The sequence below is a fragment of the Psychrobacter sp. 1Y4 genome, assembly GCF_051847555.1.
In genome coordinates this window covers 1-1052 of sequence record NZ_JBPYDE010000151.1, presented here as the reverse complement: position 1 = coordinate 1052, position 1052 = coordinate 1, and the positions used below count along the sequence as shown (strand labels likewise).

Annotated in this window: 1 protein-coding gene; it reads left to right on the top strand. The window is 44.0% G+C overall.

The window, feature by feature from the left end; genetic code table 11:
* Nucleotides 1–907 (top strand): aldehyde dehydrogenase family protein (locus ACS8FC_RS14900; RefSeq protein WP_439297344.1); only part of this gene is annotated, 907 nt, incomplete at its 5' end.
* Nucleotides 908–1052 lie beyond the last annotated feature (145 nt).

Here is a 1052-nt window from a genome sequence, read left to right as displayed (position 1 = left end):
AGATATGATCTGTGTGGTACTGGGCGAGGTTGATATTGCTACTGCTTTTAGTGAGTTGCCATTTGACCACTTGCTATACACGGGTTCGACTGCTGTAGGCAAAAAGGTGATGGCAGCCGCCGCGCCTAACTTAACACCAGTGACGCTCGAACTTGGCGGTAAATCACCAGTGATTGTATTGGATGATGCCAATCTAGAGTCGGTGGTCAACCGTGTCATGATGGGCAAAACACTAAATGCAGGTCAAACATGTATTGCCCCAGATTATGTATTGATTCAGCGTCAATATCATGACCAGTTTATCCATTTGGCAAAAGAGTGGATGGCCAAGCACTATCCCAATATCGAAAACAATCCAGACTATTCACGCATTATCAATGGTGAGCAGTTTAAACGGGTTAAGGGCTACTTAGACGCGCTAACAGGTGATGAGATACACGCACTTACTGTGGTTGAGCCCAACATAGAAACGCGTCTGATGCCACCTGTGATTGTGAGCGAGCCTGCGCCTGATAGCGATCTGATGCAAAATGAGATTTTTGCCCCGATATTGCCGCTGATGCATTATGAGACACTCGACGATGCGATCTATTTTGTGAACTCGCGTCCAAGGCCACTGGCGCTATATGTCTTTAGTGACAACTATAGTAGCATCGAAAACGTGCGTAACAATACGGTCTCTGGTGGTCTATGTATTAATGAAGTCATCATGCATGTCGCCCAGCATGACTTACCGTTTGGCGGGGTAGGTGATTCTGGTACGGGCGCATACCATGGCAGAGCAGGCTTTGAGCGCTTGAGCCATATGAAACCTATCTTTGTACAGACCAAACTAAATGGTCTCAATTTCTTATTGCCACCTTATGGTGGACTGTTTAAAAAGGCGATGGCACTGTTTTTGAAATAGTTGTCCTATGGGAGTTATTCAAAAATTGATTTTGAACTCTCTTCATTCGATACTATAATCTATAGGACTTGTATCTATAGCATCTATCAAAATAGGTGCTATTTTTTTGTCCAAAAAATCAAAGGTTAGCATTGGGGAAAGTGTT